Source organism: Kitasatospora azatica KCTC 9699 (genome assembly GCF_000744785.1).
Taxonomy (GTDB): domain Bacteria; phylum Actinomycetota; class Actinomycetes; order Streptomycetales; family Streptomycetaceae; genus Kitasatospora; species Kitasatospora azatica.
This window is the reverse complement of the sequence record NZ_JQMO01000003.1, coordinates 832,255-854,105: the sequence shown is the minus strand read 5'-3', so window position 1 is coordinate 854,105 and position 21,851 is coordinate 832,255. Positions and strand designations below refer to the sequence as shown.

The window sequence follows — 21,851 nt, the reverse complement described above, 5'->3', positions numbered from 1 at the left end:
CGCTTGTCGGCCGTGCCCTCAACCTGGTCAACCCTGCCGCGCAGTAGCGCGGTCCGCAGCCGCCGGTTTGCCAGCAGCGCGTAGTCGACCGCCGCCGTTTGGTCGTCCCGCTTGGCTGTCAGGACCGCCGTGGTCAGGCTGCAGTCCGGCTGCGACCGGGTAGCCGATGAGTTCGGCCTCGCGGATGACGGCGGCGATGGACCGCTTTACCCACGCGGCTGGGCCTTCCTGGCGGGTCGAACCGCCTGGAAGGTCCAGTGGACGCGTGGCCGCGCGCTGTCAGCCCAACGCTGCCAAGTGGGCCTTGTAGCCCGCTCCGAAGGCTGTCGGGGTGCCGTCGTAGGCGGTGATCAGGGCGGGGCCGGAGCTGCAGTTCCAGGTGTTCCAGGTCCACGCGAGGTAGGAGATGCCGTGTTGGTCGAGCCAGGGGAGGAGGGAGTCCAGGTAGCCGTGGGCGCAGTCGTTCTCGCCGAGTTCGCCGGCGATCACCGGGACAGTGGCCGCGACCGGGGCGAGCTGGGAGTCCCAGCAGCTGGACGAGGTACAGGCGTTGAAGTTGTAGGAGTGCCAGGAGGCAGCCAACTGGTGCAGTGGGTCGCTGGGTTGGTGGGTCAGCCACTGGCTGAGGTCGTTGGAGTACTCGATGCCGCCGAGCATCAGCACGTTGTCGGCGCCGGTCCCGCGCACCGCGTCGACCATGGACTGCATGCCGGCCACCTGGTAGCCGATGCCGGCGCAGTTGCCGCCGTCGCGCCAGCAGGCCCAGCCGGTGGAATCGTTGCCGGTGGCGCGGGACGGGTAGGGCTCGTTGAAGAGGTCGAGGACGGTGGCGTCGTCGCCCTTGAAGGTGGTGGCGACCGAGCGCCAGAACGGGATGGCGTTGGCGGCGTCGGGCATCGGCTTCTGGCAGGTCGCGGTGGCGCTCGGGCAGCCGGAGGAGTTGCCGGTGTAGACGCCGTCGGTCCAGTGCAGGTCGAGGATGGTGTTCAGGCCGTTCTGGTGCAACAGGGACACGTAGGACTTGACGGCGTTGATGTACGTGGCGCCGGAGTAGGCCGGGTCGACGTTGGAGAGGCCCAGCCAGCAGTCCTCGTTGAGCGGGATCCGGACGGCGCCGAGGTGCCAGCTCTTCATCGCGTCGATCGAGGCCTGGTCGACCGGGCCGTCGAAGAGCCCGTTGCCCTGGACGCAGGCGAACTCGGCGCCGGAGCGGTTGGCACCGTGCAGGGTGACGGTCCGTCCGGCGGAGTCGACGAGGCGGTTGCCGGAGACGTGCAGCGCGGGGGCGGGGCCGGGCGGCGTGGGGGTGGGGGACGGCGTGGGTGTGGGTGTGGGTGTGGGTGTCGGCGTGGGCGTGGGGGAAGGCTGCGGACCGCAGGCGGTGCCGTTGACGGTGAACCCGGTGGGGGCGGAATTCGCGCCGGAGTAGCTGAAGTTGGCGCTGGTGGTGTAGCTCGCGCCGGGGTTGATGGTGGTGGCGTAGTTGGGGTTGGTGGCGGTGACGGTTTTGCCGGTCTGGGTCCAGTTGCCGTTCCAGCCGTTCTGGAGGGTCTGGTTGCCGGTGTAGCCGTAGCTGAGGGTCCAGCCGTTGATGGCGGCGGTTCCGGTGTCGGCGATGGTGACGTTGGCGGTGAATCCGCTGCCCCAGTCGTTGGTGCTGTAACTCACGTTGCAGGCAACGGCGGTGGCTGCGGTCGCGGCGGTGCCCGGCGGCAGTAGCAGGGCAGCGCCGAGCGCGCCCGCCCCGACGGCGGCGGCCGCGAGCATGGTGCGGGAGGTCATGGAGAGCTCCTGGGGGGAGAGAAGGGCCGGACGGGTGGGTGGTCCCGGCCGGCCCCGATCGGTGGGTCAGCTCGCGGTGCAGGTCAGGGTGGGCGCGGTGTTGCTGCCGGAGTAGCTGGCACCGAAGCCGAAACTGGTGTTGGCACCGACGGCCAGCGCGCCGTTGTAGCTCATGCTCGCGGCGCTCACCGAGCTCCCGGTCTGGGCGGCGGTGGCGTTCCAGGCGTTGCCGATCTGCTGGTTGCCGGCCCAGGTCCAGCTGACGGTCCAGGACTTGGTGGCCGCCGTGCCGGTGTTGGTGACCGTGACATTGGCGTTGAAGCCGGCACCCCAGTCATTCGTGATCGCGTAGGTGGCCTTGCAGCCGCTGCTGCCGCCCCCGCCGCCGTTGCTCGCGGTGGTCGCCGTGACCGCCGCGGAGGCCGACGAGACGTTGCCCGCCGCGTCGAAGGCGCTGACCGTGTACTGGTAGGCGGTGGCGGCGGTGAGCCCGGTGTCGGTGTAGCCGGTGCTGGTCACCGTGGCCACCTTGCTGCCGCCGCGGTAGACGTTGTAGCCGGTGACGCCGACGTTGTCGGTGGCCGCCGTCCAGGAGAGCGACACGCTGCTCGCCGTGGTCCCGGTGACGGTCAGGCCGGTCGGGGTGCTCGGCGGGGTGGTGTCGCCGCCGGTGGGGGCGCCGAAGGACGGGTAGGCGTTCTGCACCAACTGCTGGAACTGGGCGGGGAACCAGTCGCCGGCGGCGACGTTGTAGCCGGGGATCGCGTCGGTGGGGTAGGTGCCGCCGTTGCCGTCGGTCTGGGTGCCGGCCGGGTCGCAGTGCGGGTCGCCGTGGGGGTGGGTCGCGGTCGGGTAGTCGCCGTCCGACTCGCCCGGGGGCTTGATCCACACGTAGGCGATGATCGGGTCGGCGGCGCCGTACGGCTGCGCCTGCGGACGGTAGCCGATGCCCGCGCCGTTGATGTTGCACCAGTCGCCGCGGAACGGGCGCTGGTCCACCTTGTTGGCGGCCACGTAGGCGGTGGCCGTGGTCGGGCTGGAGTTCAGCGAGGTGGGCCGGGCGGAGCCGCCCCAGCCGTTGCGGGAGGTGTCGATCAGCATGCCGACGGTGCTCGGGAAGCCCGCGCTGACCACGGCGGCGTGCATGGCCTCGTCGTAGGTGTGCTCGTCGAAGTACGGGTTGTACTGGTAGAAGTTCACCGAGTCGAGCGGGTTCCCGCCGACCTGGAGGGTGGAGTTGGGCAGGAAGGGCTCGTCGGTGGGCGTGGTGTTGGCGGTGTCGCTGACGAAGCCGTCGACGCTGGCGAAGCCCGCCGGGGTGGCCTTGGCGACCTTGGCGAACTCCTGGGCGGCCGGGCCCATGTTGCTCGACCAGCCGAGCCAGCCGGAGTGGCCGACGTCCAGGTAGGTGTAGACGTTCGGGATCGCGTGCAGCTTGGTGAGCGTGTACTCCACGCCCGTCTCGTAGTACGGGGTGGCGGTGGCGCAGGCCGGCTTGCTCTGGTTGGTCACCGCGTTGGGCAGCGAGTCCGGCTCGATGATGGTGGAGATCCGCAGGTTGCTGTACTTGCTGTTGCCCAGCAGGGTGGCGATCGGATCGATGTACTGCGACTCGTACTGGGTCAGTCCTGCGGCGGTGGCGGGGATCTCGCCGTTGGAGGCGAGCGCCGCGCAGTCCCGACCGGGCAGGTCGTAGATCACCGCTTCGAACAGCACCGGGTTGGCGCTGCCCGCGGCCTGGGCCTCGGCGGCGTCGAGTTCTGCCTGCAGGCCGCGGTGGGTGCTGTCACCGGTGATGGCGCCGATCCGGTCCAGCCAGATCGCGGTCTGGTTCGAGGCGACCTTGGCCTCCGCCGCGCCGGTCGCGCCACCGTCGGCGGCGGCCTGGGCGTTGACCTCGGCGACGAAGTCGGGGTTCAGGAACGGCGCGGCGCCGAGGTAGGGGTTGGTGACGTGGGTGGGGGCGGCTTGGGCGCTCTGCGCGCCGACCACGGGGACGAGGGCGGCGGCTCCGAGGGCTGCCGCTGCGGCCGCCGTTCGGAGGCGCCGCAGCAGCGGGTGGCGGAGCAGCGGGCGGGGGAGCGGACGGGGCACGGGGGGGTGCAGGGGGTGGGGCACTTTCGGGTCCCTTCGGCTGGGTGGGGGTGGGCCCGGGTTGCGCCTTGCTGAGGTGCGCGGAGCGCTCAAGATCCGTGGGAGCGCTTCCACTTTGGGCAAGGGCAGTCATGCCGGTGCCGAAAGACATGAAGCCAGGGCTGGCAATTTCCGTCAAGACCTAGCGCAGCAGCCGTTGCGCAAAAGTGGGCGCGCTCCCACGGCGCACCCAAGCAACCATCGCCCGCGCGCAACGAGCCGGACGGTCACTGGTCCTGCTGGTCCCCGAGTTCGCCGCTGAGGTCGGGGATGGTGGCGAGCACCGCCGGCGAGACAGCGGCCAGCGCGTCGGTCGGGTACGGGGTGGCTCCGGCAGGAGCGGCCACCTCGACGTAGAGCGCGTGCAGCGTCAGGGTGAAGCGGTGGCCGCCGTGGCCGTCGCCCTCCAGGTACCACTGGACGCCGTCGATGTTCGGCCCGAGGTCGCCCTGGTGCTGGTCGAGCGACTTCGGCCGCGGCACCCCGCAGCGCAGCACGGTGCGGGGTTTCGTCGGCCAGACGGCCACGTACGGGGAGGGAGTGGTGCGCGACCGCCCGAGCAGGTCCGGCGGCAGGGCGCCCATCAGCGTCCGGCAGAGTGCCGCCGCCTTGGCGTCCGGCGTCGGCGCGGTCAGCGGCGGCTGGTAGGTCCCGTCGCTGAGCAGCACGGCTCCGGTGCAGGCAAGCAGCGCCGCCGGCGCGGCCAGCCACCGGACGGGGGCGGGCAGGGCCTGCAGGGTGCGCAGCGGGCGTCGGAGTCGGGACACCGACCGATGGTAACCGGGCGGGCCGGGCGGCCTGCTCGACGGGCCCGGCCGGCTCGGCCCCGCGGACCTCGCCCCTGGTCGCGCCTACGCCGGAGGCCAAGGCGGCGGCCCCGGGCGGCTCAGCTCTGGCCGGCCTCGTCCTGCCGGATCGCCGAGACGTCGAACTCCAGCACCACCTTCTCGCTCACCAGCACCCCGCCGGCCTCCAGCGCGGTGTTCCAGTTGACCCCGAAGTCCTTGCGGTTGATCGTGGTCGACCCCTCGAAGCCCAGCCGCAGATTGCCGTAGGGGTCCCGGGCGCTGCCGTCGAACTCCACGTCCAGGCTGATCGGCCGGGTGGTCTCCTTGATGGTCAGGTTGCCGTTCAGCCGGTAGTTCGAGCCCCCGAGCGCCTCGATCCCGCTGGACTCGAAGACGATCTCGGGGAAGTGCGGCGCGTCCAGGAAGTCGTTGGTCCGCAGGTGGCTGTCGCGCTGCTCGACGCCGCTGTCGATGCTCGCGGCCTTGAGCACGACCCGGGCCGAGGAGCGCGCCGGGTCGTCGCCGTCGATCGTCGCGGTGCCCTCGAACTCCTTGAACTGCCCCCGGACCTTGGTCACCATCGCGTGGCGGGCGACGAAACCGATCCTGGTGTGGGCCGGATCGAAGACGTAGCTTCCGGACAGTTCGCTGAGCGGGATCGCGGTCATGCGCCCTCCTGGGGATCGATCCGGGTCGGTGTCTCCACGGTAGGCAGCGGCTCGGCCCGCCGGCCGGGTCCGCCGCGCGGAGTCGGCCGAGGTCCCCGGGATGGCCTACCTCGGTCTGAGATCGGACGGTCCTGCCACAGTGCCGGACCGCTCCTACCGCAGTACCGGCGGGCTGGGCGGCTCGGGGCCGTCGGGGTCCGGGCCGACCGGGTCGGGCGGTGGCACCGGCGGGTGCGGGGCGGCGGGCCCGGCTCCGGCGGCAGCGGCTCGGGGGGCAACGGGGGCCGCGGCGGCGCCGCGTCGGGGTCGGACGGGAACGGGATGGTCATGGTCCTCACCTCGGATACCCAGGGTAGTTCCGGACGGCCGGGAGTCGGCGCCTGCGGTCTGCGGCCAGGAGCCGGCGGCCTGCGGCACGGGGTCCGGGACGGCCGCTGGTCAGGGGCGCCGACCTTTGTTCGAACGCACAGCAGTAGAGTCCGGAACGGCGATCCGATCATGGCGCGGGAGGGTGAGGATGCTGGACGGACTGGCGGAGTTCTGTACCAAGGCACTGGCGGAGCATGACTGCCCGTCAGTCTCGATCGCGGTCGCCGAGCGCGGCGAGCTGGTGCTGCAGCAGGCACACAGCTGGGCCGACGTGGCCGCACGGCGCCCGGCCACCCCGCAGACCGCCTACCGGCTCGCGTCGGTCGCCAAGACCCTCACCGCCACTGGCGCCTGTCTGGCCGCCGACGCCGGCCTGCTGGAGCTGGACGCGCCGGTGCCCGGACGGGACCCCGAACCATCCCCGACGATCCGTCAACTGCTGCAGCATCGTGGCGGGTTCGGCGCCTTCTACGCCTTCCACTACGGTGCCGGCGAGTCCCCGATCGACCCGGCCCGCTATCTGACCCGGCTGCGCGAGCCCGGCAGTGGATTCGAGTACGCCAACCTCGGCTACTACCTGGTGGGCAGGGCGCTGGAGGCCGCGACCGGGCAGTCGCTCGGCGGCTACCTGCGCGAGCGTCTCTTCGAGCCGCTCGGCATGGCGGACAGCCACCTCGCCGCCGAGTACCCGGGCAGCGCCCCCGTCGCCCAGCGGTACACCGCCGACGGCCGGGTCTACCCGGTCTGCTCCACTCCGCACCCCGGCGCCTCGGACGCCTGGGCGACGGCCGGCGACCTCGCGCTCTTCGCCCAGCGCTACCGCTCCCTGCTGCGCCCGGAGACGGTGGCCGCGATGCACGCCGGCCTGCCGATCAGTGAGCCGCTCGACTACGGGCTCGGCTGGTCCGTCTCGCGGGGCGCCGGCCCGGTGGTGCACAGCCACGGCGGCGGCATGGGCGGTGTCGCGGCGATGCTGGTCGCGGTGCCCGAGCGGGAGCTCTCGGTGGCGGTGCTCTGCAACAGCACCAACAAGACGGCCCGGGACGCGATCCTGCACCACCTGCTGAGCGAGCTGGTGCCCGGCTGCGGCCCGGAGCGGTACCTGGTCGACACCACGCAGCCGGCCCGGCCGATGGAGCTGCCGCCGGGGGAGTGGGCCGGGACGATCGACACCCCCGAGGGCGAAATCCCGCTGCGACTGCGGGTGCTGGCGGACCGGCGGATCGAGGCGGGCCTCGGCGGCGCCACGGCCACCGCCGCCGCGGCCGCCTCCCCCAGCTGGGCGCTGCGGGCTTCGCTGCCGCTGCAACTGCCCACTGCGGACGCGCGAGTGGCCGGCCCGGTCCTCGGCCTGGAGCTGCGTGCCGAGGACGGACGGCTGGTCGGCGTGGCCCGGACCTACCAGGACGGCGAGCAGGGCGGGTGGTTGGGCAACTTCCTCACCCACCGCTGCGAGCTGGGCCCGGCATGACCCTGCTGGTCGAGCCGCCGAACGAACAGGACGCCGCGGAACGAACAGGACACCGCCGAACTCGGCCGCACCCAGCTCGCCGCCTGGCTGGAGACCGATCCCGACGCCGGGGCGGGGATCGACGAGGCCTGGATCCGGGCCGAACGGGCCGTCCTGGCCGAGACCTGGGAATGGTCCGGCCGCCCGGTTGACCGGCAAGGGATGTCGCGCACCCGTGCGACAGTGGGACTGATCTGTGAGGTAGGGCTCATGAGACTCAGCGAGACGTTCTGCAGACAGGTGGCCGACGCCGATCCGCTCGGCGCGGACCGGCAGCTCGCGCGGTTGCCCGAGCTGAACCGGCGGGCCGACTTACCAGGACTGGTCGGCCTGTTCGCGCAACTGCTCGACGCGGTGCCCCGGGCGCCGCTGGCCGGCACCATCGACCGGCTGGCCGCCCTCCGGGACCTGGGGATGCCGCTGGGCTCGCTGCGCCGCCACGGCGTCGAGCCGCTGACCGCACTGCCCTCCGCCGAGCCGGTCCTGCTGCGCCTCGGCGAGTCGGTGGGGATGGTGCCGCGCGACACGGTGCTGCACTACGGGGCATGGAACCCGCCGGGCCCGCGACAGCGGATGTACACCGGGGCCGCCGAGGAGAACGTGCTGATCCACTCCGTCCGGGTCGGTGCCCCAGCCGTTGAGCGGGCCGCCCTGGCGCTGGCCCGGCTGGCCGAGCTCGACCCGGCCCGGCCGGAGTACGCCGAGGCGCTCGTGGTGGCGGCCGAGCAGTTCGCGCCGCTGCCCGAGGTGATCGGGGCGGTCGCGGAGCGAGTCGATCCGGCGGCCTTCTTCACCGCCCGGTTACGGCCCTACATGGAGCAGGTGCGGGTCGGCGGCCACCTGTACTACGGCCCGGCGGCCGCCCACCTGCCGCTGCACCTGATCGACCAGCTGCTCTGGTCCAGCGATCGGACCGACCCCGAACACCTCGCGCTCCAGAACGACCTGCTCGACTACGGCCTGCCCGACTGGGCGCTGCTCTACCACAAGCGGGCGGGCGGCGAGTCGGCCGTCACGGCCGTGGTCCGCGCGCTGCACGCCGCAGGCCCCGAGGCCTCACCGACCCTGCTGCGCTCGGCCCACGGGGTGGCCGAACTGCTGCGCGCCCTGGTGGTCTTCCGTGGCCGGCACCTGCGACTGGTCCGCGAGGCCTACACGGAGGACACGCCGTTCCAGGCGGGCAGCGCCGGCGCCGCGCCCGAGGTGGTCCGGCTGCTGCTCGACCTCACCCGGGCCTGCGAGCGTTGGCTGGCGGTGCCGGTCAACGCGGCGGGCGGCGCCCCCAGGCCGTGACCATCACATTGGGGACGTAGCGGACGTCCTGGCGCTGGATCAGGTCGACTGCCTCGTCCAGTTCCTGAGCGGTGATCAGACCGGTGGCCAGCAGCGGCGTGCGCAGCTGGCGCAGCGTGAGGACGAGGAACGGCGTGGCGCCCGGCAGCAGGGGTGCGTGCAGGCGGGCGCCGACCTCGGTCAGACCGGCCTCGTCCAACGCGTCGGGGAGCCGGCGGCCGTACCCGGCGTCCGCGTCCGCCGCCGTGAAGCCGGCCTCCAGGGCCCGGTACAGCCGGTCGGCCAGGGCGCGGTGCCCGGCGGGCCAGTAGCGGGCGATCGCCGCCACCATAGGGCCCTCGATGTCGAAGTCCTCGATCACCACCCAACCGCCCGGCCGGGTGGCCTCGACCAGTCGGCGCAGTGCCTCGGCCCGGCCCGGCAGGTGCTCGAGCAGCGCCCTCGCGTGCACCAGGTCGAAGGCCGCGCTCGGCAGCGGGTCGGCCAGCAGGTCGTGCCGACGGACCGTCAGATTGGGCAGGCCGTGGCCCTCGGCGAAGCGCGGGTCGAGGTCGGTGGCCAGCACCTCGCCGGTCGGCCCGACCCGGCGGGCTAGCCAGCGGGCCGTGCTGCCGCCGCCGCAACCGGCCTCCAGGCAGTGCCAGCCCTCGCCGACGCCGAGGGCGGTGAGGCGTTCGGTGGTCGCCTCGTCGAAAACCTGCTCCAGGGCGGCCAGTCGCTCGTGCTCGCGGGCCCAGGACCGGTCGAAGACATAGCCGTCGGCCTGCGGCGGCTGTGCGGGATGCGGCAAGGACGGGCCCTTTCCGGGTATGAGTGGATCTTCGAGTCTACTGTGGGAGGAGGCAGAGCCGGGAGGGGATGGTGCGGGTGCGCAGGTACGGGCGGGCGGTGGCCGGGGCGGCGGCGGTGCTGGTGCTCGGGTTCGTGGTGCACGGGGTGCGGGGCGGGGGTCTGCCGCAGCGGCCCGGTGTGACGGCCTCCGGCACCGGCTCGCCCAGCGCCGGGCCGGCGGGGTCCGGATCGCCGTCGGCCGCGTCGCCGTCGGCATCGTCGGCTGCCGCTGCGGACTACGATCCGGCGCGGTTCGCGGCCCAGGTCAGGTCGCGGGCGGGGCAGGCCGGGATCGATCCGCAGCTGCTGATGGCGATTCTGTACAACGAGTCGTACAAGCCGCACGACCCGGCGCTGGAGCGGGCCTGGCAGCGGCTCAAGCCGGACTCGGCCTTCGGGATCGCCAACATGCACCGGGCCGCCTTCGAGGACACCAAGGCGGGCCGTGACTTCGCCGACCGTCGCTGGGAGGAGCTGCCGGACGACCGGGACTTGGCGATCGAGGCGGCCGCCTGGTTCCTGCACGATCTGGCCGCGCAGCTGCCCGCGAACCGGTCGGGCGGGCTGAACGAGAACGAACTGCTGGCCCTCGGGTACAACGCGGGAGCCGGGAACATGCTCGCGTTCGCGCGCGGAACCTCGCTGGGTTCGGCTTCGCGGTCGTATCTGGACCAGTTGCACGCGAACTGGGAGAAGGCCGGTCGGGCGCTGGCGAGTGGGTGACCGGCTGACCGGCTGACCGGGGGCGTGCGGAGCGTGGCCGAACTACCGTCGAATGTCTCGCGCGCCCCCATTGTTCGACAGACCACGAACTGACATGCCCGGTTACCCTGGTGACACCTGGTCAGAGCTGGTCGGGGGAGCCGAATCGGGCGGTGAGCCGTGGAGGTCGAGCAGACGACAGCGGCGGCGCGGGAGCAACGGACCGTCCGGCGCCGGTCCCAGCAGAGCGGCCGGGCCGCCGCCCCCGGGCCGTTGGTGGGCTCGGTGGAGTGGATCGCCGCCTCCGGTGCGGGCAACCGGGCGGTGGCGGCACTGCTGCACCCGACCAGGGTCACCGGCGAGCCGGCCGCCGGCGAGGGGCGGCCGTTGGACCAGGCGGTGCGGGCCGAGATGGAGGCCCACCTCGGCGCCGACTTCTCCCGGGTCCGGGTGCACACCGGCCCGGCTGCCGAAGCCGCCGCGAGCGCGCTGGATGCCAGGGCTTACACGGTCGGGCAGGACATCGTCTTCGGCCCCGGCGAGTACCGTCCGAGCGAGCCGGTCGGCCGGGCGGTGCTGGCCCATGAGCTGACCCACGCCGCCCAGCAGGCCCGCGGCGGCACCACGGCGGCGGGGTCGCCGGGCGCCGAGCGAGCCGCGCGGGCGGGGGCGGCGAGCCTGACGGCGGGTCAGAGGCCGGCCCCGGTGGCGGTCGGCGCGGCCGTCGGGGTGGCCCGGCAGGGGAAGACGGAGGAGGTGCCCGGGCAGGCGCCCGCCGAGGAGCGGTTCGGAACCCTCGGCGAGGCGGCACTCGACCTCGCCACCGCGCCGCTGGGCAGCGGTCTGGCCCAACGCGCGATGAAGGCGGCGGTACGCGGCTTCGTCGGGCAGCTGCGACGTGAGGCCGCTTCCGGCGAGGCAGCGGCTCGGATCCAGGCCGACCTGGCGGAGCTTCGCAAGCCGGGCAACCTCGGCCCCATGCTCGGCGGAGCCGCTGCGGGCCTTGCCCTCGGTCTGGTGAGTCCGGTGACCGACCTGTTCTCGCTCGCCGCGCTGGTCGAGCGACTCCCGGAGCTGGGGAGTCGGCTGGGCTACTGGCTCGGCGCGAAGGCGAAGTGGCTGGCGGACGAGGCCACGAGCCTGGGCCACGAGGTCTCGGGGTTCGCCGGCCAGCTGTGGGCGGCTGTGAAGAAGCTCAAGGAGGACCGTACGGCGGTCTTCGAACTGCTGGAGTCCAAGGGCACGGAACTGAGCGCGCGGCTGGAGGCGGCGGCGGGCCAGAGCGGGCGCGAGGCGGCCGCGAAGATCGTCGGCTTCTTCACCGGCAAGAAGGAGGGGCCGGAGAAGAAGGAGGAGGAGAAGCCCGCCGAGAGCGTCTGGCACGTGCTGACCACCACTGTCGAGGGCGAGACCAGCGGTGTCGCCAGCTTCCTCGCCTCGAAGGCGGGCCGGCTCGTGGACACCGGCTTCACCGGCCGGTGGAGTCGGTTCGGCCGCGACCTCGGGAAGGCCCTCGGCGTCGTGGTGAGCAACCTGCTGATCCTCGCGCTCACCGACGGGGCCGGGAACGCGATCATCGCGATCGCCGACAAGCTGGGGCGCCTGGGCGGACTGGCCGCCGGCGGCGCGCGGGCGCTCGCCGGCTTCGGACAGGCCGTCAGGGTCGTGGAGGGGGCGATCGCCGCGGTGATCGCCGGCGGGATCAAGCTGGCCAAGCCGCTGGAGGCGGTGGCCGGGCCGCTGGGCAGACTGCTCGAACGCTTCCGGCTCTTCCTGCGCCGGCTGCTGGGCGTGGTGGAGCACGAGGGCGCGGCGGCCGCGGCGGGGGCCGGGAAGGCGGCGGGGGACTGGCGGACGAGGCGGCTGGGCGGTCACCCGGGGCGGAGCCTGCGCCTACGCCGGCCGCGCCGGCCCCAGCTGCGCTGGCCGCGCCCGCGCCCGCACCGGCGGTGCCGCAGCTCAAGGGGGTGCGGCGGCCGCCTACTTCGGAGCTGACCAAGGCTCAGCAGCGCGGGCTGGCCAAGCGGCCGGTGGGGGAGCGCGAGGTCACGCCGCTCCGGCCGGCGGAGCGGCCGGTGGAGGCCGTCGAGCCTGCTCCGGCCCCGGCCCCGGCCGAGCAGGAAGTTCCGGTGGCGGAGGAGATCCCCGAGGCGTTGCCCGAGGCCGTCCCCGCCGAGCAGGTCGAGCTCGCGACCGGTACCTACGACGGTCCGAGCGGTCCGAGCGGCCCGAGTCCCACGGTGGCCTCGGCCAAGCCACCGGGCGGCAAGCCTCCACTGCGGGTTGTGCAGGGAGGCCGAAATCCCCCGGCCGACCTGCCGGCCGCCGGGCCGCGCACGGCCGCACCGCCGGCCCGGCCGCCACGCGCACCGAAGAAGGCCGTGGCGCGGACCCCCGAGGACGAGTACCAGGACTTCCTGGCGATGCTTCGGGAGGAGGGCGCCACCGGAGAGGTCGTCGCCGCCGGTGAGCGGCTGTCGCTGGCGCCGTATGCCAAGGCGGCGGAAGCCAGGGCCGAGATCGGTGCGCCGCCCGGCACCCAGGGACTGCACCTGTTCCCGGACGCGGTGGGTAAGCACATCCCCGGGTTCAAGAAGGACGCCGCACTGGTCCTGCTGGAGCCGAGGGCCATCAACACGGAGATGGACGCCGGCTGGAAACTGGCTTTCCAGCGGATGCAGGCCGAGGGCAGAGCCACCGCCACTGCCTGGGAGGTCCATAACGCGGTGTCGGAGTCGATCGGTGCCGCCGCGCACCTGTCACCGGGGGTCAAGGCCAGTCTGCAGCTGCGTCTGCAGGACGAGATGTTCATCGAGCTGGGCCTCGATCCCGCACAGGAACTCATTCTTCCCTATGCGAATTTCTATAAGCCGAAGCCCTAATCTGATGAGCTGACAAATTGGCTTTTCATTGGTATGTCACTCGCGCGAGTGAGCCAATTCTCGGGGCCCTGGAATATCCCTGATAACCCATTGACACTTCGCGCAGAGACTACATACTCCTAATGGCAGGATCGTGATCCAATCGGCGCAGTGGCAGGGCCGGGCTTCAATGCCATGCTCTGCCAAAAGGAGGTGCGCGTATGTCCGAATCCCTGGTTTCCGCTCGCACGTCCGAGTGCTCGTCCGAGCGCGCGTCCGATCGCACGTCCACCCGCCCCGCCTTCTGTCGCCTCGACCAGCTCCTCGCCCGGGCGATGGATGCCGCCCGCGAGCGCTTCGGCGCCGAGGCGGACGCCTTCCGTGGGCTCTACATGACCGCCGAGCAGGCCGAGCGCCTCTTCGCGGTCCCCGCGGGCGATGCCTTGCTGCCGTCGGAGCAGCCGGGGGACGCCGTGCCGATCGAGCCGGGCTGGGAGCGGATCGTCGAGCTCGAGCCGGCCTGGCGTTGGCTGCGCGCCGGTTACGGGCTGTCGGAGTTCGAGCTCGACACCGTCCTGCTCGCCCTCGCCCCCGAGGTCGACCTGCGTTACGAGCGGCTCTTCGGCTTCCTGCAGGACGACATGACTCGCCGTCACCTCACCGTCAACCTCGCCCTGGACGTTCTGACCAGCAGTCCGGAACAGCGGCTGGCCGCCCGCGGCTGCTTCGGCCCGGCCGCCCCGCTGCTGCGCCACCGGGTGCTGGCGCTGTCATCGGACCAGCGAGCGGTCACTCCCTCGCTGCTCAGCCACGGTCTGGCCGTGGACCCCCAGATCATCGACGTGCTGCTCCGACAGGCCGGCCTCGACCGCCGGTTGGCCTTCTGCTGCCGCCTCCTGACCCCGGACCGGCACCAGCCCGCCGATCTCGCGGACGGGCCGCTCACCCCGGACACCGCAGGCGCACTGCTGCGCCTGCTGGAACGCTCCTGGGGCCGCCACCCGTTGCGGCTGCTCTTCCACGGCCCGCGCGGCGCCGGGCGGTCGCGCACCGCGCAGGCGCTGGCCGCCGCCCTCGAGATCCCGCTCCTGCTGGTCGACCTCGAGCTGCTGCTGCAGGCCCCGGAGCCCGCGCCGGAGACCACCGTGGAGCTGTTGCTGCGCGAGGCCGGCCTGCAGGGCGCGCTGCTGCACCTCGACGGTGCGGACCAGCTGCACGCCGCCGAACACGCGGCCACCGCACGCGCGTTGACCCGGCGGCTGGCCGACTACCAAGGCGCCGTGATCCTGTCCGGCACCAGGCCGTGGGCGCCGCTCGCAGCTCAGCCGCTGGGCGTGCACAGCATCCGGTTCGAGGCCGCGCTGCCGGGCACGGCGGCCGTCCCGATGCGGCGCCGCGGTTGGCAGCGGGCGCTGGCCGCGCAGGGCGTCAGCGCCGACCCCGCCGAACTGGACGCGCTGGCAGGGCGGTTCCGGCTCGGGCCGGAGCAGATCGAGGACGCCGTGCTGACGGCGCTCACCGCCACTCGGCTGCGCACCGCCGCCGTGGACGAGGCCGAGCCCGAGAGACTCGAACGCGCCGAGTTGTTCGCTGCGGCCAGGGCCCAGGGCGGCCACGCGTTGGCCTTGCTGGCCCGCCTGATCGAGCCGAGGTACCGGTGGCCGGACTTGGTCCTGCCCGAGGAGCCGCTCGCCCAACTGCGGGACGTCTGCGCCTGGGTCGCGCACCGCCCCCGGGTGCTGGCGGACTGGGGCTTCGACCGCCGCTTCTCCCAGGGCAAGGGCCTGACCGCGCTCTTCGCCGGGCCGCCCGGCACCGGCAAGACCATGGCGGCCGAGGTGATCGCCGGCGAGCTCGGCCTCGACCTGTTCACCATCGACCTCTCCTCGGTGGTCAGCAAGTACATCGGGGAGACCGAGAAGAACCTGGAGCGGGTCTTCACGGCGGCCGCCGAGACGGACGCGATCCTCTTCTTCGACGAGGCCGACGCGCTCTTCGGCAAGCGCTCCGAGGTCCGCGACGCGCACGACCGCTACGCCAACCTGGAGATCGCCTACCTGCTGCAGCGGATGGAGCGGCACGAGGGCCTGGCGATCCTGGCCACCAACCTGAGCCGACACCTGGACGAGGCCTTCACCCGGCGGCTGCAGTTCGTGGTGGAGTTCCCGTTCCCCGGCGAGGCCGAGCGCGAGCGGATCTGGCAGCGCTGCTTCCCGTCCGAGGCACCGCGCTCGCCCGCGCTCGACCTGGCCGCGCTGGCCCGGCAGTTCCCGCTGCCCGGCGGCAACATCAAGAACATCGTGCTGCACGCCGCCTACCTGGCAGCCGCCGCCGACACCCCGATCGGCGTGGCCCACCTCCAGCAGGCGGCCGACCGGGAGTACCGGAAGTTGGGCAAGGTCAGGCCCGCGCCGATCCCCGATACCGGCGCGGAGCGGCCCTGACGCCGCTCCGCTGACGAACGACAGCCCGCCGCGAGCCGATCGACCGAGGGAGGTGCCGATGTTCCAGGACTTGGATGCCACGCTCAAGGCGATGCTGGCCGACGCCGCCGCGCCGGCCGACCTGCGAGCCGCCGACATCAGCTTCGACACGCCCGACAAGTCCTTCACCCCGCCCCAGGCCACGGTGAACCTCTTCCTGCACGACGTCCAGGAGAACCGCACCCTGCGCGACGATGCTCCGCTGCTCACCCGGGCCAACGGCAGCGTCACCGTTACCCGGCCGCCGCTACGGGTGGACTGCGGGTACCTGGTCACCACCTGGTCGACCAAGGCGGCGGGCCTGAAGGCCGAGGAGGAGCACCGGCTGCTCGGTCAGGCGCTGCTCTGGCTCAGCCGGTTCCCGGAGATCGACCCGGGCTACCTGCAAGGCGGTCTGCTGAACCCGCCTCAGCTGCATCCGCTGCCCGCGATGGTGGCCCAGCTGAAGGAGGGTCAGAGCATGGGCCAGTTCTGGACGGCGCTGGGGATCGCCCCCCGACCAGCTTTCTCACTGACCGTCACCATCGGTCTGCAGCCCTTCGACACCGCCGATCGGTACCCGGCGGTCCAGGCGGTCCAACTGGAGTCCACCTCGCTGACCTTCCCGGCGCTCGCCGGCCGGGTGCTGACCAGTGCGCTGGCGCCCGTCGCGGCGGCGCAGGTCACCGTGGTCGAGGCGGGCGAGCAGACCACCACCGACCTGCTCGGCGGCTTCGCCTTCCCGGCGCTGGCCTTCGGCCCCTACACCCTGCTGGTCCGGATCACCGGCCGTCCCGACCTGCGACAGCCGGTCAGCTACGCGGCCGACAACCAGCTGCACAACGTGGTCCTGGCGGGTCCGTGAGCCCGCTCAACCGAACAGTCCTCCTGCCCGAACAGTCCTCCTGGAGGAGCCGATGGTCGACTACCAGAACAAAGCGCCAGGCGTGTACATCGAGGAGATCACGCCGGCCGGCCCGATCGCCGGCGTGGGGACCAGCACCCCCGCCCTGATCGGCACCACCACGAGCCTGGCGCCGGACCTCACCATGGGCAAGCCGGTGCTGGTCACCAACTGGACGCAGTACACCGCCAACTTCGGCGGCTGGCAGGCCGGTCTCAACCTGCCCTACGCGGTGCGCGGCTTCTTCGAGAACGGCGGCACCACCGCGTACATCGTCCCGGTGACCGACATGACCGGCCTGCCCGGCGCGTTGGACCAGCTCACCCGAGTCCCCGACGTGAGCCTGGTCGCCGTGCCCGGCCTGGTCGACCCGGCCGCCCAGAGCACCGTGATCGCGCACTGCGAGGACATGCGCAACCGCTTCGCGATCCTGGACGGCGCACCGGACAGCAACCCGCTCAAGGCCGACGGCCCGCTCCAGAAACAGCGCGCCGGACTGCTCTCGCACAACGGCTACGCCGGGCTGTACTGGCCGTGGCTGGTGATCAGCGACCCGTTGGCGCCCGCCGCCACCCCGGGCACCGTGACGGTGCCGCCCTCCGGCCACCTCGCTGGGGTGATGGCCCGCAGTGACGCCCAGCGCGGGGTGCACAAGGCCCCGGCCAACGAACCGGTGCGCGGCGCGATCGACCTCGGGTACCCGCTGAACGACAGCGAGCAGGGCCTGCTCAACCAGGCCAGCATCAACGCCATCCGCCGCTTCCCCGGCGGTCCGCCGCTGGTCTGGGGAGCCCGCACGCTGACCGACGGCACGCCCTGGCGGTACGTCAATGTGCGGCGGCTGGTCACCTACCTCGAAGCCTCGATCCTCCAGGGCGTCCGCTGGGCGGTCTTCGAGCCGAACAACACCGCGCTCTGGAAGGGCCTCGAACGGTCCATCAGCGAGTTCCTCACCCGGGCCTGGGAGGCCGGTGCGCTCTTCGGCCGGACGGCGGCGCAGGCCTTCTACGTCAAGATCGACGAGGAGCTCAACCCACCGGCGGTGCGAGATCTCGGCCAGGTGATCGTCGAGATCGGGGTGGCGCCGACCCGCCCCGCCGAGTTCGTGATCGTGCGCCTGGGCCTGTGGGCCGGCGGCGCCCAGCTCAGCGAAGGCTAGCGCGCCCCGTCCCGCGCGCAGAGCAGGAGGAGAACCCCGAGATGGCACAGACGGCGCAGCGGGTCGACCCGTTCCGCAACTTCAACTTCCTGGTCGAGCTCGACGGCATCGCCCAGGCCAGCTTCACCGAGTGCACCGGCCTGGGCTCCACCACGGCGGTGGTCGAGCACCTCGAGGGCGGCAACAACAGCACCACCCGCAAGCTCCCCGGGCGGACCAGCTACTCCGACATCACCCTCAAGTGGGGGCTGACCGACTCGACCGAGCTGTGGGCCTGGCGGCAGCAGATCGTGGACGGCACGGTGCTCCGGAAGAACGGCTCGATCGTGGTCTTCGACCTGGCCAACCACACCGAGGTGGCCCGGTGGAACTTCGTGAGTGCCTGGCCGACCAAGTGGGAGGGCGCCGCGTTCAACGCCAAGGGCAACGACGTGGCGATCGACACCCTGGTGCTCGCCCACGAGGGTCTGGTGCGGGTGTGACCGGCGCGGCCCCGCCCGGCTTCACCACTGAGGTGGACTTCGAGCTGCCGAAGGGCTATGTCGACCCGGCGGGCACCCTGCACCGCCGTGGCGTGATGCGCCTGGCCACGGCGGCGGACGAGATCTACCCCCTCAAGGACCCGCGGGTCCGCGGCTGGCCCGCCTACCTGATCGTGCTGCTGCTCTCCCGGGTGGTGACCAGGCTCGGCGAGGTCGGCGAGGTCACTCCTGCGGTGATCGAGGGCCTCTTCTCCGAGGACCTGGCCCATCTGCAGGAGCTCTACAACCGGATCAACGGCCTGGCACCGAGCCTCGTCCCCGCTCAGTGCCCGAGCTGCGGCCATCAACACGACGCGGAGGTACCGCTGTTGGGGGGATAGCAGGCTACCCCGTGGAACGGGTCCACCAGGAGGTGGCCTATCTCGGACGACACGTCCACTGGACCTTGGCCGAGCTGCTGAGCCTTGACCACCAGCAGCGTCGGCTCTGGGTGCGCGAGATCGCCGCGCAGGTCGAAGGAGGTGACTGAGCATGACCGAGGAGACCGCAGCCGAGAAGCCTGCGGCCGAGGAGCCTGGGGCCGCCGCGCCGGAGGCAGCACCCACCCTGGGTGAGCGCCTCGACTCGCAGGCCCGGGTGCTCGCCGCGCGCCGGCTGCAACCACTGGCCTGGGCCGGCCCGTTGCGGCTGGCGGCCGAGCGGGCGCTGGCCCGGGCCGAACCGCTGGCGGGCCGCTACGAACGGATCGAACAGGCACCGCCGGAGGACGGTCAGGGCTTCCCGGCGCCGGTCCCGGCCGTGCTTCCCGCTCGCGTCCCCGTCGCTACCCCCGCCTCGCCCCCGGCCGGGGTATCCGGCGGCCGCACCGCCCCTGCGGGGCGGCCGCTCCCCGGCGAACTGCGCGGCCGACTGCGGGCCGTGGCCGGCCCGGCCGCCGATCTGCTGCGCATCCACGACGGCCCGGAGGCCGACGCACTCGCCCGCTCCCACCGGGCCGAGGCGGTGACCATCGGCCGGGACATCCACTTCCGGTCCGGTCGCTACCGCCCGCAGGAGCGGGACGGCTTCGCCCTGCTGGCACACGAGGCCACCCATGTCATGGCGTTGCTGCGCCCCGGCGCGGCCTGGCGGCGAGCCACCGGAGCGGGGCAGCAGGAGGAGGAGCGCGAGGCGCTGGCGGTCGAGCGCGCCGTGCTGCGGTCGGGCGGTACCCCTGGCACCCCTGGCCGCTCCACCGCCGTTCCGGACGCGCGCCCCCGTCCCGGGGCGCCACGCACCGGCACGCCGTCGCGCCCCTCGCGCACCCACCCCACCCTCCGGCGGGCGCCCCCTCCCCGGCGCCCGCCGGTGCGCCACCGATGCGCGCCGCCGAGGACCGCGACCTGTCCTCACCGGAACCTGACGCACCGTCGGCATCGGTGCCCCAACTCGACCTCACCGCGCTGCGCCGCGACCTGATGGACGATCTGATGCGCCGCCTGCGCACCGAGTTCGAGCGGGGAGGCTGAGCCGATGGGCAACGAACTCGCCAAGGCCCTGGTGATCAACACCGCGACCGGGGTCGGCTTCCCGGTGATGTACAACCCCGAGGAGTTCAAGCTCGACCAGGGCAACAACTTCGCCGAGATCGGCATCCCGGGCCTGAACGCCTCACCCGTGCAGTACGTCCGTGGTCGCACCCGCACGCTGGCCATGGAGTTGTTCTTCGACAGCTACGAGACCGGTACGGACGTGCGGGAGCACACCGCGCCCATCGTCGCCCTGCTGGACAAGGACCCCGCCGGCCAGGCCCCGCCGGTGCTGCTCTTCTCGCTCGGCCGGTTCCAGCTCCCGTGCGTGCTGGTCGACGCGGGCCAGCGGTTCACCATGTTCCTGCGGGACGGCACGCCGGTGCGCTCCGTCCTCTCGGTGCGCTTCCAGGAGTACGTGCAGGTCGACATCGCCGTCAGCGGTGGCCTGTTCTTCGGTTCGCCGATCGTCTCGGCCGCCGTGAACACCGTGGTCGGCGCGGTGTCGGACAGTTCGGTGGGGGCCGCCGCGCCCACCGGTACCGGCACCGTGCACACCGTCATCCAGGGCGACACGCTCAGCGCGCTGGCGGGGACGTACCTGGGCGATGCCGGCCGCTGGCGGGAGATCGCCCGGGTCAACGGGATGGACGATCCGTTCGCGCTGGTGCCCGGTCGGCCGCTGGTGATCCCGCCACGCACGTCCGCCGGCGTCCCGGCGGGAGGGGGAGTGCCATGACCGTCACCGAGACCTTCTACGCCCCGCGCTTCGAGCTGCGGATCGCCGGCCTGACCATGGCCGCCGACCTCACCGAGCAGGCGCTGAGCCTGACCGTGGAGACCGATCTGGACTTGGCCGGCTCCTTCCACCTGGTACTGCGCAACGCCGACAACACCCTGCTGGACTCGCCGCTGCTGGACCTCGGCAAGACCGTGGAGATCCACCTCGGTTACGGCGACCGGCTCACCCCGGCCTTCCTCGGCGAGATCGCCGCCATCGAGCCCTCCTTCCCGCAGGACGGCCCGCCCACCGTCGCGGTCTCCGGCTACGACAAGTCCTACCGGATGCGCCGGGCGCAGACCGAGGCCGCCCAGTACACCCTGGTCAACGACAGCCTGATCGCCGCCGAACTCGCCGCCCTCAACGGCCTGATCCCGGTGGTGGACCCCACCCCGGGCTTCCCGGCCAAGACCATCAAGGTCGAGAACGACTTCGCCTTCCTCAAGTCCCGCGCCCAGCAGTACTTCTTCGACGTCTACGTGGAGTGGGACCGGCTGCACTTCGAGTTCCCCCGGCCGCAACTGGCCGCCCGGGTGCTGGAGTGGGGGCACAACCTGTCCAGCTTCGCGCCGCGGATCTCCTCGGCCGGCCTGGCCGGCCTGCAGGTGGTGCGCGGCTACAACCAGGAGCTCGCGCAGACCATCCACGGCGCCGCGCTGGCCGCCGACTTCGACCTCGACAACCTGGTCGAGCGGCTCGGCAGCGGCGCCATGGAGCTGCTCGGCACGCTGGTCCGCGAGGGCGTCCGCACCGAGCCGGTCGAGAACCCGCTGGACGCCCTGGTGCTGGCCAAGTCGCTGCTCGGCAACCTGCTGGAGGGGCTGTACGAGGGCACCGGCTCGTGCATCGGCCTGCCGGATCTCAGCGCGGGCCGCTACGTCCGGATCCAGGGTGTCGGCAAGCGGTTCAGCGGCACCTACCGGCTGCGCAAGGTGACCCACCGGATCGACGGCTCCGGCTTCACCACCGAGTTCTCGATCACCCAGCGCAGCCATTCCAGCCTGCTCGGCATGCTGCGCAAGCAGCTGGTCGAGGAGCCCGCGCCCAACGAGGCCCAGCGGTTCTACGGCGTGGTGCTCGCCGAGGTCACCGACAACAACGAACTGCTGGACATGCCACCCCAGTTGCCGCTGGGTCGGGTCAAGGTCCGGTACCCCGGCCTGTCCGACAAGTTCACCAGCGGCTGGGCCCCCTGCGCCCGCCCGATGGCCGGCGACGGCATGGGCTTCTACGCCCTGCCCGAACGCGGCGACCAGGTGCTGGTGGCCTTCGAACACGGCGACCTGAGCAAGCCGTACGTGCTGGGCGGCCTGTGGACCGCCCAGCAGCCACCGCCGACCACCAACACGGACAACACCAACAGCAGACGCGTGATCAGGAGCCGGGCCGGCCACACCATCACCTTCGACGACACCGCCGACCTCGGCGCGCTGGTGATCGAGGACAAGCTCGGCAGCACGATCTCGCTGGACGCCACCGACGGCTCGATCACCATCAGCGCCAAGGGCGATCTGACCATCTCGGCGGGCCGGACGCTCAGCCTGGAGGCAGCCGGCGGACTGACCAAGATCACCATGGACGCCACCAAGGTGGACGTCACCTGATGAAGCTGGAGGCG

General features: G+C 72.5%; 19 protein-coding genes. 14 read left to right on the top strand and 5 right to left on the bottom strand.

Going from position 1 to position 21,851, the window contains the following annotated elements:
• Window positions 1-279: 279 nt before the first annotated feature.
• From BR98_RS14970 to BR98_RS14955, 4 genes are all read right to left on the bottom strand, one after another.
• Window positions 280-1,782: a cellulase family glycosylhydrolase gene (locus BR98_RS14970; RefSeq protein ID WP_157537791.1), complete on the bottom strand. Its 1,503-nt coding sequence runs from the start codon at window positions 1,780-1,782 to the stop codon at window positions 280-282.
• 66 nt (window positions 1,783-1,848) lie between these two features.
• The gene (locus BR98_RS42025; RefSeq protein ID WP_324606673.1) at window positions 1,849-3,876 is read right to left on the bottom strand and encodes a glycoside hydrolase family 6 protein; all 2,028 of its coding nucleotides are present in this window, start codon (window positions 3,874-3,876) and stop codon (window positions 1,849-1,851) included.
• 266 nt (window positions 3,877-4,142) lie between these two features.
• Window positions 4,143-4,682, bottom strand: coding sequence for a DUF3515 family protein (locus BR98_RS36355; RefSeq protein WP_051969787.1), 540 nt, complete (start codon window positions 4,680-4,682; stop codon window positions 4,143-4,145).
• A 119-nt stretch (window positions 4,683-4,801) separates the two neighbouring features.
• On the bottom strand, window positions 4,802-5,371 hold the full coding sequence (locus BR98_RS14955; RefSeq protein WP_035845078.1) for a YceI family protein: 570 nt from the start codon (window positions 5,369-5,371) through the stop codon (window positions 4,802-4,804).
• Window positions 5,372-5,888: 517 nt separating this feature from the next.
• Here BR98_RS14955 and BR98_RS14950 point away from each other — a divergent pair.
• Both BR98_RS14950 and BR98_RS14945 read left to right on the top strand, forming a co-directional pair.
• The gene (locus tag BR98_RS14950) at window positions 5,889-7,211 is read left to right on the top strand and encodes a serine hydrolase domain-containing protein (RefSeq protein WP_051969786.1); all 1,323 of its coding nucleotides are present in this window, start codon (window positions 5,889-5,891) and stop codon (window positions 7,209-7,211) included.
• A 249-nt stretch (window positions 7,212-7,460) separates the two neighbouring features.
• On the top strand, window positions 7,461-8,543 hold the full coding sequence (locus BR98_RS14945) for a monodechloroaminopyrrolnitrin synthase PrnB family protein (RefSeq protein ID WP_035845076.1): 1,083 nt from the start codon (window positions 7,461-7,463) through the stop codon (window positions 8,541-8,543).
• Here the strand turns inward: BR98_RS14945 and BR98_RS14940 are convergent.
• A complete protein-coding gene (locus tag BR98_RS14940; protein WP_051969784.1) occupies window positions 8,512-9,333 on the bottom strand; it encodes a methyltransferase domain-containing protein in 822 nt (273 codons plus the stop codon). The two genes, BR98_RS14945 and BR98_RS14940, sit on opposite strands and share 32 nt — an antisense overlap.
• Window positions 9,334-9,401: 68 nt before the next feature.
• Here BR98_RS14940 and BR98_RS14935 point away from each other — a divergent pair, with 68 nt between their 5' ends.
• The 12 genes from BR98_RS14935 (at window position 9,402) to BR98_RS14880 (ending at window position 21,837) form a co-directional block, all read left to right on the top strand.
• Window positions 9,402-10,097, top strand: a complete 696-nt coding sequence (locus tag BR98_RS14935) for a transglycosylase SLT domain-containing protein (protein WP_157537790.1) — start codon at window positions 9,402-9,404, stop codon at window positions 10,095-10,097.
• A gap of 159 nt (window positions 10,098-10,256) precedes the next feature.
• Complete coding sequence (locus BR98_RS41295; protein WP_051969783.1) at window positions 10,257-12,071, top strand: eCIS core domain-containing protein; 1,815 nt, start codon at window positions 10,257-10,259, stop codon at window positions 12,069-12,071.
• Between the two features lie 134 nt (window positions 12,072-12,205).
• Entirely contained in the window at window positions 12,206-12,958 is a 753-nt protein-coding gene (locus BR98_RS14925) for a hypothetical protein (protein ID WP_157537787.1), read from the top strand.
• A 200-nt stretch (window positions 12,959-13,158) separates the two neighbouring features.
• Window positions 13,159-15,381: an AAA family ATPase gene (locus tag BR98_RS14920; protein ID WP_051969782.1), complete on the top strand. Its 2,223-nt coding sequence runs from the start codon at window positions 13,159-13,161 to the stop codon at window positions 15,379-15,381.
• Between the two features lie 58 nt (window positions 15,382-15,439).
• Entirely contained in the window at window positions 15,440-16,264 is an 825-nt protein-coding gene (locus tag BR98_RS36345; RefSeq protein WP_051969781.1) for a Pvc16 family protein, read from the top strand.
• A 52-nt stretch (window positions 16,265-16,316) separates the two neighbouring features.
• A complete protein-coding gene (locus tag BR98_RS14910) occupies window positions 16,317-17,462 on the top strand; it encodes a phage tail sheath family protein (protein ID WP_035845072.1) in 1,146 nt (381 codons plus the stop codon).
• A 41-nt stretch (window positions 17,463-17,503) separates the two neighbouring features.
• Window positions 17,504-17,944 carry a phage tail protein gene (locus BR98_RS14905; protein ID WP_035845070.1) on the top strand — a complete coding sequence of 147 codons (441 nt, stop codon included), beginning with the start codon at window positions 17,504-17,506 and terminating at the stop codon, window positions 17,942-17,944.
• Window positions 17,941-18,324, top strand: coding sequence for a hypothetical protein (locus BR98_RS14900; protein ID WP_035845069.1), 384 nt, complete (start codon window positions 17,941-17,943; stop codon window positions 18,322-18,324). The genes BR98_RS14905 and BR98_RS14900 overlap by 4 nt, the downstream gene beginning before the upstream one ends.
• Before the next feature lie 11 nt (window positions 18,325-18,335).
• Window positions 18,336-18,473, top strand: coding sequence for a DUF6760 family protein (locus BR98_RS37965; RefSeq protein WP_198042407.1), 138 nt, complete (start codon window positions 18,336-18,338; stop codon window positions 18,471-18,473).
• Between the two features lie 2 nt (window positions 18,474-18,475).
• Complete coding sequence (locus BR98_RS14890; protein ID WP_035845067.1) at window positions 18,476-19,402, top strand: eCIS core domain-containing protein; 927 nt, start codon at window positions 18,476-18,478, stop codon at window positions 19,400-19,402.
• Between the two features lie 54 nt (window positions 19,403-19,456).
• On the top strand, window positions 19,457-20,191 hold the full coding sequence (locus BR98_RS14885; protein WP_051969780.1) for a CIS tube protein: 735 nt from the start codon (window positions 19,457-19,459) through the stop codon (window positions 20,189-20,191).
• On the top strand, window positions 20,188-21,837 hold the full coding sequence (locus tag BR98_RS14880; RefSeq protein ID WP_035845065.1) for a phage baseplate assembly protein V: 1,650 nt from the start codon (window positions 20,188-20,190) through the stop codon (window positions 21,835-21,837). Before BR98_RS14885 ends, BR98_RS14880 begins: the two co-directional genes overlap by 4 nt.
• The last annotated feature ends 14 nt before the right edge of the window (window positions 21,838-21,851 follow it).

Coding starts and splice junctions, on each gene's coding strand:
- BR98_RS14970 (WP_157537791.1), bottom strand. CDS start 1,782: ATGACCTCCCGCACCATGCTCGCGGCCGCCGCCGTCGGGGCGGGCGCG.
- BR98_RS14955 (WP_035845078.1), bottom strand. CDS start 5,371: ATGACCGCGATCCCGCTCAGCGAACTGTCCGGAAGCTACGTCTTCGAT.
- BR98_RS14950 (WP_051969786.1), top strand. CDS start 5,889: ATGCTGGACGGACTGGCGGAGTTCTGTACCAAGGCACTGGCGGAGCAT.
- BR98_RS14945 (WP_035845076.1), top strand. CDS start 7,461: ATGAGACTCAGCGAGACGTTCTGCAGACAGGTGGCCGACGCCGATCCG.
- BR98_RS14935 (WP_157537790.1), top strand. CDS start 9,402: ATGGTGCGGGTGCGCAGGTACGGGCGGGCGGTGGCCGGGGCGGCGGCG.
- BR98_RS14920 (WP_051969782.1), top strand. CDS start 13,159: ATGTCCGAATCCCTGGTTTCCGCTCGCACGTCCGAGTGCTCGTCCGAG.
- BR98_RS36345 (WP_051969781.1), top strand. CDS start 15,440: ATGTTCCAGGACTTGGATGCCACGCTCAAGGCGATGCTGGCCGACGCC.
- BR98_RS14910 (WP_035845072.1), top strand. CDS start 16,317: ATGGTCGACTACCAGAACAAAGCGCCAGGCGTGTACATCGAGGAGATC.
- BR98_RS14905 (WP_035845070.1), top strand. CDS start 17,504: ATGGCACAGACGGCGCAGCGGGTCGACCCGTTCCGCAACTTCAACTTC.
- BR98_RS14890 (WP_035845067.1), top strand. CDS start 18,476: ATGACCGAGGAGACCGCAGCCGAGAAGCCTGCGGCCGAGGAGCCTGGG.
- BR98_RS14885 (WP_051969780.1), top strand. CDS start 19,457: ATGGGCAACGAACTCGCCAAGGCCCTGGTGATCAACACCGCGACCGGG.
- BR98_RS14880 (WP_035845065.1), top strand. CDS start 20,188: ATGACCGTCACCGAGACCTTCTACGCCCCGCGCTTCGAGCTGCGGATC.